Here is a 15,893-nt window from a genome sequence, read left to right as displayed (position 1 = left end):
TTTATTTAAATAATAACTCAGCAAAGCCTAGTACGATTCAATAGGAATGTTTAATAAAATTAATGGTATAAAAGCTAGCGCTAATGATAATTATTTCCATTTAAAAATTCAAGTTTTATAATAATCATAATAGAGATAACTAACTCAAGTCATCTAAGATACAATAAAGGTAAGATCTCTAATGGGAATAATTTACCATGCTAAAACTCACAAATGATGGCGCGCATATTATTCTAAAAGGACAGTACACACCGAAAGGTGATGGTATGTTTTGGTTTGCTGCGGCGCTATTAATCGGTGCGGTAGGCGTCGCGATGGCGATGAGCTTGCTGTCAGAGCGCTTGGCTATTGGTGCCTTGGCGCTATTGATCGTCGGTTGCTTTATCTTCAATCGGCAGCGGCAGCAGCAAAAAAAGCAAGCCGCTAGCCACATTTGCGATGGGGTGCTCGAGGTACAAGCTGGCAGTTTTATCCACAAGTCATTTGCACGGCAAAACCAAGTGGTAATCGATACCAATGACCGCATTGAAGTTAGTGACACTGAGCTGATGATAATGGGGAGTGATAATCAGCAAAAATATGTCATATCTGGCTTTGAGTCACCTAAAGAAGTGCAAGTCATGCAGGCGGTATTAAAAGGACAACAGTTTGGCAAGCGTCATGCCAATATTAAGATGCAGTCCAATTAGCCTAGGTTAACTTAAGCAAAAATTGGTTGGTATCTTTATCTTAGGTAGCTGGTGATCTGTCGATTCAGCACGGCGACAAGATATGGACGGTCTTAATTTAGCAAGCTTACACAGCCATTAACGGCCCTAAAATAAAAAGTCCTGAATAGATTTATTCAGGGCTTTTTAGTATATACCGTACTACCACATTAAGTCGTCAGGAATCACATAAGCAGCATAGGGGTCGTCTTCTGCCGGCTCATCTTCTGCTTTGTCGTTAGAGACGACGATGAAGCCTTCTAATTTTGCATTGATACGATCTGCTAAAGGTCGCGGAAGCAGAGCATAGCCGTCCTCTAATCGAGCTATCACCACATGACCTGCTACGATTTGGTCATATAGCTTTTGTGTGACATTGATCTTTTTGACTTTCGCTTCATCAACAAATTGATAGGTGATCTCACCTTGGGTGTCCGTAATTTGATGCTGCTTAATCATTTGAATCACGTTAGCTTTTAGCGTTTTTTCTTCTAAAATCTGTTGTTTTTGTTGATTTAGCTTTTGATCTTTAGCGACTTTTTGCGCTTGGGCTTCTGCCAATGCTTTTTTTACTTCTGCATCTTCTGAGTTGCCAGTACGCTTCGCATGCGCGGACTGTTTGCTGATTTTTTTGGCTTTTTTACTATCCACCAATCCAGCTTTTAAAAGTTGAGCCTGAAGGGCATTTTTGGCCATAATCCAACCACCTAAATAATGTAATCCAAATCGAAACGCATAAATATACATGGTAGCAAATTTTGCTAAGACATGGGCTGAATTAACGCTAGCTACCGGCTTTAATGACTAAGGGCACTCACTAATATCTACGAAATTAGTCACCACTAACTACTAGAATTGTCTGATTAAAAATAGTACATTTTTATTTCTAGCATCCTTAACTACCTGCTTGCAAATACCATCGTTATAGTATTACCAAATGGTGACGGTGTGACATCTGTATTAATATGCGATCCGGATTAATATATAGCCTACCTGACGCTGCGTTGTGTCCGTTTTAAACCGTGGCAACTATACAATAGAGAAGTCAATAAAATGTTAAAAATATACTATGAATTACCAAGAATTGGTGTTCAAGCCTTGGGCAGTATTGCGCTATTACTGACACCATTGTGGGCAAACGCCACACTGCTGATTTCCTCAGAGCCTTGGCAATCACCACCAATCACGAGTGCTGTCTCAGCTCCTCTCCATATTCCTAGCCAAGCTGCATACTCCTCATTGGCAGTTGCCCCAGATCGCCAGCAAGCCTATGATAATTTAGCGCCAGAACACGAGCCGACGCTCCTCGCTGCTGAATCTATGGCCCTACCAGCCGCGCAGAAGGTATTGCAGCAAGCAAGGCGCATGACCCTTGATGAGCGTTTTATTATTCGCGGAGGCTGTTGGGATTATCTGAATGAAGTCTTCCGTCGAGCAGGTATTGAGCGAGAGACAGTATTTAAAGGCAGCTATGGTGCAGGGCCGTATGCGGATGTGGAGTCATTACGTTCAGGAGATTGGCTGTATTATATCAATCACGGTTATAACGATATTGAGCACAGCGGCTTATTTGTCGGTTGGCTTGATAAGCCCAGTCGTCAGGCACTGATACTAAGCTATGCAGGTGAGCGCCGACATGAGCCAGCGCGCTACAAGGTTTACGACTTAAGTCATGTCTATCAAGTCATGCGCCCCGTTGAGTGACGAGTCGCTACTAACTTTAGGCTTAGATGGATTGATCTTAAAACGGCTTCACAATAACTAAGGTAACCACAGCAATCAATATCAGTACTGGCACTTCATTGAACCAGCGCCAAAAGGTATGGGATTTATAGTGTGGGTTGTCTATAAGCTTCTTACGGTAAAAGCCGCAAGCCCCATGGTAGCCAGATAAAAGTACTACCAGCACTAGCTTGGCGTGCAGCCAACCTTGCGTCTTATATACGTCCCAACCTAAAGTGAGCATCCATAAGCCAAATAGCCATGTTGCAATCATAGAAGGGGTCATGATGCCGCGATAGAGCTTGCGCTCCATAATAGTGAAGCGCTCTTGACTGATACCATCATCACTCATGGCATGGTAGACAAAAAGTCTGGGTAAATAAAAAATCGCCGCAAACCAGCACACCATCGAGATGACGTGCGCGGCTTTAATCCAATTAAAATAATCTGCCATTTTGCTGCCTTTCGTATTGGGTAGCGCTATTTAGCTACGGTTGGCTTAGTTATTTTTAGCTTAGATACTGCTAGTTTCGCTATTATAAAGCTTGCTTATTTTTAGCCCAGTTATTTCAAGCTTCGCCACTTTAGCTGCATATAGTGAGGCTATCGTAGTGACGTAAGGCAAGCTTAGTTCAGACCATTCGCTATTCGCTATGGTCTTGAGTCAGCCTTATAGCTGTTAAATCAAAAAGTAGTTATGCTAGATACGCTACTAATAATTCGAGCTTTTGATACTGAATATAATCCAACGATAACACTGGGCTAGGCTTCTAGCAGTAGGCAAGAGGTCTGAGCACTGACAGCATCGGTGACGAGCAGTCGCTTTGGCTCGCTCACTTGGCTAGGCTGCGCCTTAAGTCCTAGCGTGCGCATTAGTCTATCATCGTTAGATTGACTGGCATTGCCGGTGGTCAGTAGCTTATCACCATAAAAGAACGAGTTGGCACCAGCCATAAAGGCCAGCGCTTGCTCAGCATCCGAAAGGCTTTCTCTACCCGCAGACAGGCGCACATAGCTGCTAGGGCAGCTAAGTCGAGTCACGGCGATAGTACGAATCCACTCCAGCACCGACAGCTCACCCTCAGCAAGGACTTTATCACCGAGCGGTGTACCTTTAATCGGCACCAAAAGATTGACAGGAATCGATTCAGGCGGCGTTGGCATACTGGCCAGCTCATAAATCCAATCGATTCGATCGTCTCGCTGCTCACCCATTCCAACGATACTGCCGCTACAGACATTGATACCGGCATTACGGACGTGGGCGATAGTGTCCAAGCGATCATCGTAGCTGCGGGTACTAACGACTTGGTCGTAATAACGGCGAGAGGTATCTAGATTGTGATTGTAATAGTCGAGTCCAGCCTCAGCGAGTTGCTGCGACTGCTCGGCGCTCAGCATACCTAAGGTCATACAGGTCTCAAGCCCTAAGGCCTTGACCTCCTTGATAAGGGTTGCGACGTAGGGCATATCTTTGGCACTGGGATGTTTCCAAGCCGCGCCCATACAAAAGCGCGATGAGCCAGATGCTTTAGCGCGTTTAGCAGCAGCGATTACTTTATCGATTTCGATACGCTTTTCTGCTTGAAGGCCCGTCTTATCGCGGTGATGTCCAGATTGCGAGCAATACCCGCAGTCTTCAGGACAGTTGCCAGTCTTAATTGACAGTAGGGTGCTCACTTGCACTTCATTAGCTGAGAAATGCTGACGGTGGACCGATTGCGCCTGCAATAACAAATCCATAAATGGCATCTCAAACCATGCTGCGATTTGCTCACGGCTAATGGGAGCTGACTCACCACCAATTCCCTTATCTTCACTCTCAATGCTGGCAGCGCTAGCGCTTGGCTCGGCAATATTAAGTAATCCTGTCATGACCTCTGTCCTTTAAGTTATGCTGATAGAGTAGAGCAGCACTGGCATTAAAAGATAAAAAATATCCTTTGTAATCCGGTAAAGCTAATCTACTTCAAATTGGCTATAGAGTAACTGAAAATAAATAGTACTGTCTGAAGCTTGCTATGACTTCTAGACTATCCATTTATTCCTGCCACTCGTTTTATATATCGATTTTATCGTTGCTAGACTACAGCGATGTGCGCGTCGTCCTTGATCCAATGTCGTCTTTTTAGTTAACTATTATCTTCCTAATTTACTGTCACATTGCTGAGTAACTCTCCATTTTATCTTCATTTTCTACCGTAATTATTGCCGTATTTAGACATTATATATTATCACTAGGTGAATAAAAAACGCCTAACCTGCTGCTAGAGAGGTTAGGCGATAAAGAATGTCGAACGCTAACTATAAAATGACTAGCGTTTATTCAGTCTATTTTGATAGTTTGTGTTTGGCGACACCCATCCAATGCTTAGCAAACTGTTGTACTTTGTAAGCATAGGGTTTGGCTTTTTGGATATACGGTTTATATTCTTCTGGAATTTCAGGCACGATGTGCTTAGCCAGCTTGTTAAACCACATCAGCAAGCTATAATCGCCTTCCATCTTCATTTTACCGTCTTGAATTGCGGTCATAAAGGCTGAAGCATCGCCACCAGATAGCAGCTTAACACCGGTCATAGAATCCTGAAAATCGATGGTTAAATCCGCATCTTTTGCCTCGCCACTATGTTGGCTAAAGCTACCATTATTAAACTGATAATAGCGCGCTATACCAGCGTCATCGCTACCTAACTGGATGGTCACTTGACGATCATTAAGTAGGTCTTTGAAATCCTCATTGTCACTGCCTGCAAGCATGGACAAGCGGTAGCCAATAGCGGCAAGTAGTGCATCTAACGGATCCGCTTTGATATTTAGTACCGGAATAGTAAACATGGTAAAACTCCTAAAAAATTAAGATATAGAGTAACGATATAGATTAATAATAGATGACAATGAAAAATACGACCTGTACCATTATTATAGGGAATATCAAAAGTAAGATCGCCATTATAGTGACAATTTAATGATAACGAGCAGTATAAAGCTTAATGACCATGGCAGTCATTAGTAATTACGTAGGTATTTTAGTAATTAGGTAGCCACTTTGGTTCAGCATGTAATTACTTTAAGAATAGAGTAAGTGGGGCAATAGTCAGTATTCTAGCTTAAGGCAAAAGTAAAAAAGCCTATCATCAATGTTAGATGATAGGTGCTAATTTAGTAAACTATAGTTGAGTATAAATACAATCGAGTCATCGTAATATGATGGCAATTGGTATAAATTTTTCTGGCTTTCTGTGGGCGCGCCGACAGAGGCTGCGAAAGATGCATCCCAGTACCGCTAAATCGTTTTTATAATGAGCTGACTATAATTAAAATTAAGAGAAGATAGCCTAAATGACGGCAGCCGCAGTATAAACAAGACAGGTATCAGCAGTAATGCGAATAAAGGTGGTAATGATGAGCGATAGAAAATAGCTTATTAAAATGAGTTGCCTCTAGTTTTCCAATCTTTAGCTATTGATAACTATAGAGTGTAAGAAGGTGCTATATGACACCTAATATTCAACGTATTAAACGGGCAGTATTGCTGATGGCTGATAATAGTGGCTCAAATGGCTGCCATGGATAAGTAACTATTGAAACTTGGGTTGGTATTGATCGTAGACGGGTGTGTGCTCAATGTAGCGACTTTGTGCCGCAGCTCGGCGTTTTTTAGTGGTCAAGCTGACTGTGTCATAACGCCATATTCTGGCGATAACCCAAGCACAGAATGGTAGCCAGCTAATCGCCATCGCGGTGACATAACCGTGCCAACTAGACAGTGGTAGGGTGGAGGTCAGGACAGTCTGCATGCCCTCGATAACTAGCCAATACATCATGCCTGCTAATGCATAAAGTAGTAAGTAGCGCTGTGATGATAGTGCAGTTGCTATAACGCCTATTGCCAGTAGACCATAGCCCATCAGCTCCCCTGAACTTAAAGAAGAAGTACCGATAGGAGCCGCATTAATATCGCCGGATGTGAGCGTTGTGAGGGTAAAGATAAGCATAGTGCATCGCCTCGTTAGCAGTCAGATGGTATGCAGCTATTATGGCGATAAAGTGTGACAATCGAAAGAGCAATTCGTCAGCTTTGCGACAGCAGTTGTCGTATAAAATTAGATAACATTTTTGCACTTTTTTAGCGCTTTTTTGACGCAAGATGACATAGGGTGTTAAGGAGAACTTATAGTCGAGTCCAAATAAAATAGAGTCATCGTAATGTAATGCGGAACTGTTATAAATTTTTCTGTCTTACTACGGACGCGTCGACAGAGGCTGCGAAAAATTCATCCCAGTACCAGTACCATTGAACTATTTTTATAATGAACTGGCTATATATTGTCAGTCACTAATAAGCTTGATTACGTCGTCCCCACCAAGAGATCAATAACACGACAATTGCTCCTACGAACATCAGTCCTAAAGTGGTCAGCCACTGAGCGCCACCAGGGTAATGCCAAGGTAAGGTGTGGCCTAAGCTTTCTGTCTTCCAAGGCCAAATCTTGAGTAAAGAGCCAGCGATAAAGCCAGTTAACAGCGCCAAAGTACCTTGATAATAATGAGACAATAGCCATTTGAGTACCCGCGAGAACAATAGCAATCCTGTCACCATACCCGCAAGTACAGTGAGTAAAATAGACAAATTCAGCGAGTGCGCTGCTTCAAGTACGGTGTCATAAGCCCCCAATAGTAACAATATAAAAGAGCCAGATACCCCTGGCAGGATCATGGCGCAAATCGCCACAGCTCCGGAGAAGAATAGATAAGGTAGACTTGGGGTGACAGGAATAATAGGCGCTATACTAATGAGTACAGCAGCGACCATACCTGCCGCAAAGAGTGCCAATCGAGAGACAGACCAACGCTTGACCTCGGTCGATAAAATAAATACCGTTGCGACGACCAAGCCAAAAAAGAACGACCAAATTAGTAACGGCTGATTATCAAGTAAATACTTAATAGCACCGGCCAAGGTGACAAAGCTTGTAGCAATCCCGGCGATAAGACACAGCAAAAAGGTCGCATCGACATAGCGCCAGATAGCAATCAGGCCTTTGATGCCGCCTTGACGCCGCCAGACCTGCCACAGCTCTGGGCCGACGCTGCCAATCGCATTGATAAGCCGCTCATAAATACCAGCGATTAAGGCGATAGTACCCCCTGACACGCCTGGCACGATATCAGCGGCGCCCATAGCCATACCTTTGATATACACACCCAGTAGCTGCTTGGGGCTATTATCCTTCTCGCCATCTAAGCGGGCAGTATTGGCAGTGGCAGAGCTTGAATGAGCCGCTTGATCTGAGCCGAACTCAGGCTGCAAGGTCGTAGTCGTATCCTTAACAGCAGGTTTAGAGACTTTGGAAGTGTGACGAGAAGAAGACATAGATTGCGCTCAGAATAAAGTTAAAAGCGGACCAATATAATTGAGACTGGAGACTGCCCAATATAAAACTGTCATTAATTGAGTAGATTGTTATCACGCTTGAGGTGCGACTGATAAAGACTATCTCGCTGTTATTGTGGTTCTTTATCGCGGTTTTAAACAACCAGATCTATAAAGCTAGAGAAGTTCTATCAGCAGCGCGCGTGGTATTAATTAGCTATTTTCACGCGATGGCGCTGGATAGCCTAGAGCATATAGCACACCTTCTAAGCCAGTCACATTGATCGCCGCATCTGCGCGGGCTTGCACAATAGGTTTGGCCTGATAAGCAATACCTAAATCAGCCTCAGCCATCATGGGTAAATCATTAGCGCCGTCACCGATACAGACGACTTGAGTCATCGCAATTCCTAAGTGCTCAGCAGTCTTGCCAGTGAGCATGGCTTTACGCTCGCCATTAACAATAGGGAGCTGAGGGTAGCCTGTGACTTTACCATCTTCTATATCTAGCTTATTAGCATGGATCTCATCGATACCTAACTGCTCAGCAACACGCTGTGCAAAATAGCTAAACCCACCTGACACCAATACGGTATGATAGCCGAGTGCCTTGAGCGCGCTTAAGGTAAACTTGGCGCCTTTAGATAAGGTAAGCTGCGCACAGATATCGTCAAGGACTTCGGTAGATAACCCTTCTAATAGAGATAAGCGTTTGGCGAATGATTCATCAAAGTCGATCTCACCACGCATCGCTGATTCAGTAATCTGGGCGACTTCTTCACCAATACCAGCCGCGCGGGCCAGCTCATCAATGACCTCTTGCTCAATTAAGGTAGAGTCCATATCGAAGCAGGCAAGCTTATGTGGTCGTAGCATATGTCCAACAGACAAAATATGACAGTCAACGACTTCGAGCGGGGTTAAGCTAGTATTAGCAGTCGCAGTAGCCTGCTGATGCTCGGTAAGTTTGCGGCGCAAACGGGTGGTCAGTTGCTCATCAATGATATGCGCTGCCGCCGTCTTTTTCTCCGGGTGCATGAGCGTAGCTGTCGTCGGGATCAGTAGGTAGCGCAGCACCGTAACATCAGTGATAGCGCTGTCATTATCAAAGTCGGCTTCGGGTAGGGAAATACGTGCGGCATCGGCATCGTCGGCGACTGTAACCAGTTGCCAGCTTGGCTGATCGTCTACCCAAGCCTGAATATATTTTTGCACCTTAGTAGTAGGGTCAGTTTCAGCTTTAGGCAGTACAACAATCAAAGCAAAGATGGGCAGGGACTGGAGAGTATCCAAATCCTCACTGGTTACATTAGAGGGGAGTAATGAGGCGACAGAGTCTAACGCTTGTTGCCAAGCTTTGCTGTCTTTTGGTAACGAGTAAGGTGTATTTTTTGGCATGGCTCAATTGTCCCTTGTGTGCTTAGATAAGATTAGGAATAATAACAGCTTTCATATCATCATTATAGACAGTAACTTGAGCTGATATATAATCAGTTGCGCTACAATATAAGATATTATAAAAAGCGTAAAGAATGACGGGCAAAAGTAAGATTAGCAACTCTAATTTTGATGACCGTTTTGCCAGCACCAAGTTAATGCTTGGTTGACCCTTACCCTTCAATAAGAGCAGATGTTGTTAACCCTTCATCTTTAATGACCCACTAATAAAAAAGTTTAGCACACCATGACGTATTTAGCGCCGCGACAAGGCTTATTTGCCACGATTATTCTCATTAGTTTTAGCTTGCAGACCTTGCTATTAGTACTTAGTACTGAGCAGCAGTTAGAAAAAAGCCAAGCGCAAAAAGGCGAGCAGATGGTCACGCAGCTGATTAATGAATCTAGCTTTGCTCTGCAAAACCGAGACCGAGTCAGTTTGAGCGTCATCGCTGGCCGTTATACTAGTGAGCAAGATGTGGCGCGGTTGGTCATTAAGGATGCCAATGATGAGGTATTGGTGCCACTTGGCAATGCGCCGATGCATCAAGGTAAGACCATTCGGCAGATAGCGACCAAAGGTGATGCGGTGATTGGCAGTGTGGCACTGACTCTAAAAGACACCAGTAAAGGTGAGATTATTGCCAGTCAATGGCCCTTTGTGATCGGCTCTTTGCTCCTGCATTTATTTTTATGGTTGCTTTATGGTTATGTGGCGCGCCCTACTAAAGCTCAGATCAATGCCCTTAGTCGCGACATTCACGAGCACTATCGCCAGCAATACAAGCCTACAACCCAGATGGGCAGAACAGCACATGAAGACCCAAGTCTGGTGCAGACTAGCGGCGCTGATGATGTCAGTACTGATGGCGCAGCACATAAGCGTTGGTCGCTATTCGGTCGTCATCATGAGGATACAGGCGCTACGCCAGACTATAATGCCGCGCAAGCAGCTCAATCAGATAACACCTTAGCTAAACCATCAGCGACGGATATTCATAATGAGCTAAATGCCTACGTACAGTCGCAGCAGGATGACAAGTCTTTGGACATTAGTGCCGATGATTTGCTGACGAGTGCCTCAGAGGAGCGAGCGTTTAATAAGCAGGCAACGGCTAACTCAACCGATGTCTCAGCACAAGATAATCAAGCTCATAGTACCGTCTCTGCCTCTGTATTGTCTGCCAATCGCCATATCGATACGGTGGATGTTCAGATTGTCTATGATGACAATTATCGATTGTTAGACAAGTTGGCGCCTGAAACGGCAGATCCATATTTCACCTTATGCTCACAGCTATTGAATCAGGCGGTTACTGAGCTTCTGAAGCAGCCTTTGCTGCATGGTGTCTCTTTGCTCAATCAGCCTAAGTTTGACCATAGCGGCGCTGTGGTGGTGTTAAAGGCTGATAATGACCATAGTAAAGTAGCTTTGGCAGGGGTGATGTTAGGTAAGCTATATCTCATGCTCAACCAGATTATTTATGATAAGCACCGTGAGCTTTCGCGCTTTGCCTTACCTATTCGCATCGGTGTTAGTGATGATAAGCAAGCTCGGCCACTAAGCAATCTGTTGACGACGGTAGGTCGCCGCGGCGAGATGCTAATACTATTTCCTAAATCGGGGCTAAAGCAGATTGGCAATCATGTGCAACTGCGTAGCTTACCGAGACCTACGACGGTCTATGAGCGCGAAAGTGCGTTTTTTGATGGCACCAATGAAGCCATGATGCAGCGGTTAATTGATGTGCGAAATGCGGTGCTACTCTCTGGTAATGAAGCATAAATAGAGGTGCAATATCCAATTCATAGGTAAGCTGATTAGAAATAAATTGGCTAAATATCAATAGATGATGATAGTCATCGTCTATTTCCCTTAAATAAAAACTGATAGAGCCAGTAGTACGCTGACTTACAGCATTAAGATTATGTAACGATGGTCAAGCTGGCTTGCAGTTTGCGAGTGCTGTGCAGCTTTTGTTAACTGTGAGGTCTTCTGCAGGCAGTTACTGGGACAAATGAGCAAAGTCGATTAAGGGATAGCAGGGTTTTGCGAGGTAAAATTACAATAGTCATTGACAATCTTCAGTTAAGGTTTTATAAGAAGCCTTGAGGTACGCTTAATCTATCGCTTGGATTTATACTTAGCATTGGCTCTAAATGCTGCGCTGCTAAATATAGCTTAAAAAAGTAGGAAAGTTAGGCGATAAAGACTATAGTTTTTATCTAGATTAGTGTATAAAGTGGCCTTAATAGCGCTTAGTTTTTAGCAATATATAAGCTGGCTTACTAAGATTATCCTTATCAATATGACAATCAATTTGACGAGATGATGATGGCTTTAGTGAGTAGGGCCGCAGTAAGCTAGAGTATAAGTCAGATGCGGTAAAGCGATATTGAGCGTACTAGGCAGATCATTGGTAGTGAGTAGCAGTAACTGCCGCTATAGCTAATGATCAGTAATTCGTTATAAAGTTAAGTCTCTAATAACTGTCTATCATTCCAATTGTGAAATATGGTGACATTGATGAGACCATGCCGACCCCAATCACCTTAAGGTAATAGGAGCCTGTTGTGAGCGATCCAGATATCGATGACGATTTTGATGATGCCTTTGAAGATGAGGATCCAGAAGCCAAGCTGGCAGACGAAGCAGCGGCTACCGCCAAAGAGCGGTTAACTAGCTTAGAGAAACGCCGCTTAATTGACAACCTGCTTGAAGAAAAGCGCTTAGCTCGTGAGCTAAAAGATGGCTTCGACGACGACTTTGATGATGATTTAGATGACGATCTTGACGATGACTTAGATGATTTAGATGACGAGTTTGATGACTAGTCATAGCTACTGTCGTTTTTATTACCCTCGTTATCAATGTCATTATTACCGTCGCTATTGTCATCGCTCGAAAGATTCAAGTGTCTTAGCTTACGTATAAAAGTATTAATAGACACACCTAGTTTAACGAAGTTTAACAATCAACTATTCGGCTAATTTACCGATACAATAAGTGACCTAATATGACTTTAGATGAATTAAAAGATTACCTAGATTCTGACGCCAATGAGTTTGGTCTCGATAGCGTCGCCACTCATGGTTTTTTGGCAGCTACTGTGGTTGGCAAGCCATTACCAAATTGGATGTCGCTACTTTTTGAAGGTCAAGATAGCAAGATTGATACTGAGGTTAAGGCGGCAATAATTGCGTGGCGTGAGTCGCTTATTGCTGATCTTAAAGATGAGATAGGTATTGAGCTGCCATTGGATGCAAGCGATGAGGTGGTAGATTTTTCCCCCGAATCTGAGTTGGCTGCTTGGTCAGTTGGCTTTGTCGATGCGATGTATGGTGATGAGAGTGTAGATTGGTTCAGTGACGATGATACGGCTGAGGATGTTGCTGTATTGACTTTGCCGATGATACTGTTCAGCGGTATCGATATGGCAGAGGACGTAGAGGATGAAGACCCTGACTTGGCTGAGATTCGTAGAGATGAAGATGCCCTCGCGCAGATGGCCAATAGTATCGAGGGCAATTTGACCGAGCTGTATTTACTGTTTCATACTGCAGAGTAAGCGCCATATTTCCGACACCAGCGATGGTTGAGTGACTCTATTAAGTAAATAGAAAGTAAAAAAGTTAAGCAAATAGAAAGTAAAAAAGAAAGACAGTCATCTTTGGTGGCTGTCTTTTTTTGTGCTATAGATTGAAGACTAAAATCTGGATTTAAAACTAGGGATTACCTATTTATTAATATTCCTAAATAGTGATTCATATAATTGTCACAATCAGTGTCTAAAATGCCTGCCAATAACAATAATTTGGAAGGCAATATGCGTTTATGTCAATTTGAAAATTTTAATGATAACCCTTTAGTAAGCCAAAATAACAGCGCGGCAATAACGCCAGTTCAGCGTCCTACTCGATCCTCAAATGTCACCTCTTGGACCGCCAAGACCTTGCTAGCAGCATTGACCCTTAGTGTCATGGCCTGCTCAAATAACAATACGCCCGCTTCCTCTGAGTCCAGTGCTTCAACTGATGGTGAAGCGGTCACAGCCACTGCCGCAGGCGTCACGCCGATTATCTTTTGGCATTCAATGTCTGGTGAGCTTGGCGAGACTCTCGATGGTATCGTCGCTGACTTTAACGCCGCCAACCCTGAGTATCAGATTACCGCCGTCTATAAAGGTGGCTATGACGAATCAATGAATGCGGGTATCGCCGCTTACCGCGCTAAGCAATCTCCAGATATCTTGCAAGTCTATGAGGTTGGCACCGCCACGATGATGAATGCAGGCGGCGCTATCAAGCCCATTCAAGAGCTGGCAGAAGAAGTGGGCGACCCTATCGACGCCTCTAAGTTTGTGGGCGCTGTCGCAGGCTATTATTCGAGCACGGAGGGCAAGCTGGTGTCTATGCCATTTAATAGCTCAACGCCAGTCTTGTATTACAACAAAGACATGTATGCAAAAGCAGGCTTACCAGACCGTGCGCCATCTACTTATAGGGAGCTAAAGTCAGATGCCAAAGCGCTTAAAGATGCGGGTTTCTGCGGTTATACCACGGCGTGGCCGACTTGGGTGCTGGTGGAGAACTTCGCGGCTTGGCATAACATTCCTTTTGCTAGCAAAGAAAATGGCTTCGGCGGCCTTGATGCCCGTCTTCAACTGACTCAGCCATTATATAAGCGTCTGTTTTCAGACCTAGCGACGATGTCCAATGAGGGCACATTTACTTATGGCGGCCGCGCCGATGCCGCCAATTCGCTTTTTATGTCAGGCGAGTGCGGCATCTTTACCGGCTCCTCTGGATCACGGGCGCAAGTGCTCAAAGACGGTAAGTTTAAATTCGGTATTGGCAAACTGCCCTACTATGAAGACGTGGCAGGCGCGCCGCAAAACACCATCATCGGCGGCGCATCACTTTGGGTGTTTGATGGCAAAGATCCTGAAGTCTACAAAGGCATCACCAAATTCTTCCACCATCTATCCACAGCTGAGAATGCGGCAACTTGGCATCAAAAAACCGGCTATGTACCTGTCGTTAAGTCGGGTTATGACTTAACCAAAGATCAAGGCTACTACGATGAAAACCCAGGCACCGATATCGCGGTGCAGTCGTTATCTGCTGATACTACGGCGCAGTCTCGCGGCGTTCGCCTCGGTAACCTGCCTGAGATTCGCGAGATGGAAGAGGGCTACATGGAGCAGATATTCAATGGTTCGATGAGTGTCGATGCCGCTCTAGCCAAGATGGAAACCGAGGGTAACAAAATCCTTGAGCAGTTTGAAAACGATAATAAATAAAAAAGTTAGCGTTAATAAGTAAGAAAAACGATTAATGCGCTGACCACCAAGCGTCGCCACCTAGGTTGGTGTAATGTCTGAAAATTTAAACGTCCTTAACTGCTTAAGGGCGTTTTTGTTGGCGGCGCATTGCGAATAATAACGATACATTACGAACAATCGATTGAGCCATCTTCATGAGTCGACAAGTCACTTTTAACCATCCTGTTCTGCCTTATTTTTTATTATTGCCGCAACTGCTTATTACTGCGGTGTTCTTTTTTTGGCCAGCAGGGCAGAGCATCTATGCGTCTTTTTTTCGCGAAAAAGCCTTTGGCGGTAGCAAAAGCTTTGTGGGCTTAGAAAACTACGCCGCGCTTTTTGCCAACAGTAATTATTACGAAGCCACCGGGGTGACAGCGATATTCGCCGTCGGGGTCACGGTCATCGGTATGGGACTGTCATTACTGCTGGCCGTCATGGCCGATAGGGTCATTCGTGGCGCGACCTTTTACCGAACCATCTTAATCATTCCTTATGCGGTCGCGCCAGCGGTCATCGGTACCTTGTTTGCCTTTTTGCTGTCGCCCTCCGTCGGCATTATTAGTGTCTGGTTGCGTCAGCTCGGTATCGATTGGAACCCCAGACTCGATGCCAGCGATGCCATGACCTTGGTTATCGTTGCCGCAGTCTGGAACCAAATCTCCTATAACTTCTTATTTTTCGTCGCCGGTCTTCAGTCCGTCCCGCCATCCTTAATCGAAGCCGCAGCTATCGATGGGGCAGGGGCGTGGCGACGCTTTAAAGATGTGATATTCCCTCTATTAGCGCCGACGACGTTCTTTTTATTAATTATTAACGTGGTTTATGCGTTCTTTGAAACCTTCGCCATTATTGATGTCACGACGCAAGGTGGCCCAGGGGTAGGCACGACGACGCTCGTTTACAAGGTCTATAAGACGGCGTTTCAGTCTTATGATTATGGCTCATCAGGCGCGCAATCTGTCATCTTGATGGGGGTCATTATTGTCCTGACGGTAGTGCAATTTAAATTTATCGAAAAGCAAATCCATTATTAGTTTGAAGTCATTAATAGAGGGTAAAGCGGTAACGGTTTCAATTTAATCGCTTTTATCAGGGTCTTTAAACCCCCAGGCCCTCCCTTTTATCGAGAAAGGAAGCGGACTCGTTTTCATAACAGGGTGGGTAGCATTGGTTGGCAGGGGTCAGTTCGCTGTAGTCATTGCCAGATTTTGTGACCGCTCCAGCTAAGCTGACATATAGAACAGTTGCTCTGCCTTAGGGTGAAGAAGGAGATGGAACTTATCCTTTATCTTTTATCCAAGGGCAGACAGGGCGAAATGGTAC

14 protein-coding genes are annotated in these 15,893 nt (G+C 44.6%); 7 read left to right on the top strand and 7 right to left on the bottom strand.

Annotated features, from left to right (window positions below; translation table 11 throughout):
• Positions 1–197 precede the first annotated feature (197 nt).
• Complete coding sequence (locus EGV92_RS04080) at positions 198–689, top strand: hypothetical protein (protein ID WP_131667908.1); 492 nt, start codon at positions 198–200, stop codon at positions 687–689.
• Positions 690–869: 180 nt separating this feature from the next.
• Here EGV92_RS04080 and EGV92_RS04075 read toward each other — a convergent pair whose 3' ends face one another.
• Entirely contained in the window at positions 870–1,403 is a 534-nt protein-coding gene (locus EGV92_RS04075) for a DUF2058 domain-containing protein (RefSeq protein WP_131667907.1), read from the bottom strand.
• Positions 1,404–1,760: 357 nt separating this feature from the next.
• Between EGV92_RS04075 and EGV92_RS04070 the strand changes: the two genes are divergently transcribed.
• Positions 1,761–2,411 carry a hypothetical protein gene (locus EGV92_RS04070; protein ID WP_131667906.1) on the top strand — a complete coding sequence of 217 codons (651 nt, stop codon included), beginning with the start codon at positions 1,761–1,763 and terminating at the stop codon, positions 2,409–2,411.
• A 37-nt stretch (positions 2,412–2,448) separates the two neighbouring features.
• On the opposite strand, the gene hemJ is transcribed toward EGV92_RS04070, so the two are convergent.
• The 6 genes from hemJ to serB all read right to left on the bottom strand — a co-directional run bounded on the left by hemJ (position 2,449) and on the right by serB (position 9,204).
• Positions 2,449–2,883 (bottom strand): protoporphyrinogen oxidase HemJ, encoded by a 435-nt coding sequence (gene hemJ, locus EGV92_RS04065; RefSeq protein ID WP_131667905.1) that lies wholly within the window; start codon positions 2,881–2,883, stop codon positions 2,449–2,451.
• A 308-nt stretch (positions 2,884–3,191) separates the two neighbouring features.
• Positions 3,192–4,304, bottom strand: coding sequence for a biotin synthase BioB (gene bioB / locus EGV92_RS04060; protein ID WP_131667903.1), 1,113 nt, complete (start codon positions 4,302–4,304; stop codon positions 3,192–3,194).
• A 456-nt stretch (positions 4,305–4,760) separates the two neighbouring features.
• On the bottom strand, positions 4,761–5,267 hold the full coding sequence (locus tag EGV92_RS04055; protein ID WP_131667901.1) for a hypothetical protein: 507 nt from the start codon (positions 5,265–5,267) through the stop codon (positions 4,761–4,763).
• A gap of 743 nt (positions 5,268–6,010) precedes the next feature.
• Positions 6,011–6,427: an AciT family ciprofloxacin tolerance protein gene (aciT, locus tag EGV92_RS04050; RefSeq protein WP_131667900.1), complete on the bottom strand. Its 417-nt coding sequence runs from the start codon at positions 6,425–6,427 to the stop codon at positions 6,011–6,013.
• Positions 6,428–6,768: 341 nt separating this feature from the next.
• Positions 6,769–7,806: a DUF368 domain-containing protein gene (locus tag EGV92_RS04045; RefSeq protein ID WP_131667899.1), complete on the bottom strand. Its 1,038-nt coding sequence runs from the start codon at positions 7,804–7,806 to the stop codon at positions 6,769–6,771.
• 213 nt (positions 7,807–8,019) lie between these two features.
• Positions 8,020–9,204: a phosphoserine phosphatase SerB gene (gene serB / locus EGV92_RS04040; protein ID WP_131667898.1), complete on the bottom strand. Its 1,185-nt coding sequence runs from the start codon at positions 9,202–9,204 to the stop codon at positions 8,020–8,022.
• 286 nt (positions 9,205–9,490) lie between these two features.
• Between serB and EGV92_RS04035 the strand changes: the two genes are divergently transcribed.
• From EGV92_RS04035 to ugpA, 5 genes are all read left to right on the top strand, one after another.
• Positions 9,491–11,029: a hypothetical protein gene (locus EGV92_RS04035; RefSeq protein WP_131667897.1), complete on the top strand. Its 1,539-nt coding sequence runs from the start codon at positions 9,491–9,493 to the stop codon at positions 11,027–11,029.
• Between the two features lie 788 nt (positions 11,030–11,817).
• Positions 11,818–12,078: a PA3496 family putative envelope integrity protein gene (locus EGV92_RS04030; RefSeq protein WP_131667895.1), complete on the top strand. Its 261-nt coding sequence runs from the start codon at positions 11,818–11,820 to the stop codon at positions 12,076–12,078.
• Between the two features lie 182 nt (positions 12,079–12,260).
• On the top strand, positions 12,261–12,812 hold the full coding sequence (locus tag EGV92_RS04025) for a UPF0149 family protein (RefSeq protein WP_131667893.1): 552 nt from the start codon (positions 12,261–12,263) through the stop codon (positions 12,810–12,812).
• A gap of 258 nt (positions 12,813–13,070) precedes the next feature.
• On the top strand, positions 13,071–14,546 hold the full coding sequence (ugpB, locus tag EGV92_RS04020) for a sn-glycerol-3-phosphate ABC transporter substrate-binding protein UgpB (RefSeq protein WP_207401731.1): 1,476 nt from the start codon (positions 13,071–13,073) through the stop codon (positions 14,544–14,546).
• Positions 14,547–14,722: 176 nt separating this feature from the next.
• Positions 14,723–15,604, top strand: a complete 882-nt coding sequence (gene ugpA / locus EGV92_RS04015; protein WP_131667891.1) for a sn-glycerol-3-phosphate ABC transporter permease UgpA — start codon at positions 14,723–14,725, stop codon at positions 15,602–15,604.
• Positions 15,605–15,893 lie beyond the last annotated feature (289 nt).

The sequence above is a fragment of the Psychrobacter pygoscelis genome (assembly GCF_004335015.1).
In the GTDB taxonomy this organism is placed as follows: domain Bacteria; phylum Pseudomonadota; class Gammaproteobacteria; order Pseudomonadales; family Moraxellaceae; genus Psychrobacter; species Psychrobacter pygoscelis.
Note: the sequence above shows the minus strand (reverse complement) of the source record. Positions and strands in the feature narration are given on the sequence as shown.